The following is an 823-nucleotide window of genomic DNA, read 5'->3' on the forward strand; positions in this document are numbered from 1 at the left end:
CAGTGAAGCCATCGCCAAGGGCGACGTCGCGGCGCTGAACTATTTTATCGCCGACAAGTATATCAAGGCGTTCGGCCAGTTCGCGGACTCTCCGAACCAGAAGATCATCATGCTGCCGATCGAAGCCACCAGCATGCTCGGCTCGCTCGCCGGCATCGGCGAGATCGCGAAAGCCACGTTCGGCGAGAGTGCGGCATCCGCGGCTGCCGCCGCTCGTCGCGGGGCGGTGCCGACGACCGGCAGCACGCCGCCGGCGGTGCCGCCGCGGCAGGGGTAAAGCGCATGCCCCGGAAAAGTGGACACCGGTTTTCCGACGAGGGCATGCGCCATTGCAAAGAGGTCGTGTCATGACCGACATGTTCGTATCGCTCGGCACCTGGAATTGGCTGATCTTCGGCTTCGTCCTGATGGCGCTGGAGGTGCTGGCGCCGGGCGTGTTCCTGTTCTGGCTCGGGCTCGCCGCGCTGCTGGTCGGGCTGATCTCGTTCGGAGTAGCGATATCCTGGCAGATCCAGCTCGTGATGTTCGCGATCTTCGCCGCCGCCGCCGTGCCGGTATGGCGCCGGCTCGCCCGGCCGAAGCCGGATGCAATTGCCGCCAGCCCCTTCCTCAACAAGCGCGCGCATGCGCTCCTCGGCCGCGAGTTCACGCTGGAGAAGCCGATTGTCGACGGCAACGGCACCATGCGCATCGGCGACACCGTCTGGCGCGTCGCAGGTCCTGATACGCCGGCGGGCACGCGTGTGAAGGTGGTGCAGGTCGACGGTGCGAATCTGACGGTGGCGGCGGCTTAGGTCGCCGTCATTGCGAGCGAAGCGAAGCA

1 protein-coding gene and 1 pseudogene are annotated in these 823 nt (G+C 66.1%); both read left to right on the forward strand.

Annotated elements, in window-relative coordinates:
- Positions 1-277 (forward strand): annotated as a pseudogene (locus IVB47_RS18135) (band-7 C-terminal domain-containing protein); the annotation flags it as partial.
- Positions 278-347: 70 nt separating this feature from the next.
- The gene (locus IVB47_RS18140) at positions 348-794 is read left to right on the forward strand and encodes an NfeD family protein (protein ID WP_247462954.1); all 447 of its coding nucleotides are present in this window, start codon (positions 348-350) and stop codon (positions 792-794) included.
- Positions 795-823 lie beyond the last annotated feature (29 nt).

This window comes from Bradyrhizobium sp. 62 (genome assembly GCF_023073035.1).
In the GTDB taxonomy this organism is placed as follows: domain Bacteria; phylum Pseudomonadota; class Alphaproteobacteria; order Rhizobiales; family Xanthobacteraceae; genus Bradyrhizobium.

Excerpts from the sequence above, each read along its gene's own strand:
- IVB47_RS18140 (WP_247462954.1), top strand. The coding sequence starts at position 348 with ATGACCGACATGTTCGTATCGCTCGGCACCTGGAATTGGCTGATCTTC.